Genomic DNA, 230 nt, shown 5'->3' on the forward strand with positions numbered 1-230 from the left:
TGGGGTGAGGGGAGCGCTGAGCAGAACTTCCCGCAGGCCTGGGAACCGGGCGGTACCTCCGTGGTGATTAGGCGCATCCACATGAATCTGGATACTTGGGATGAGGTCGATACCCCCGCTCGTGAAGACGCTATCGGGCGTAAGCTCTCTAATGGTGCGCCCTTGACTGGCAATGATGAATTTGATGACCCCGACTTTGATAAGCTCGATAACCTGGGTTTTGAGGTCAT

Annotated in this window: 1 pseudogene; it reads left to right on the forward strand. The window is 55.7% G+C overall.

The features are described from left to right. A pseudogene (locus EAS64_RS47055) lies at positions 1–230 on the forward strand (Dyp-type peroxidase domain-containing protein); the annotation flags it as partial.

Source organism: Trebonia kvetii, assembly GCF_007827045.1.
Classification (GTDB): Bacteria; Actinomycetota; Actinomycetes; order Streptosporangiales; family Streptosporangiaceae; genus Trebonia; species Trebonia kvetii.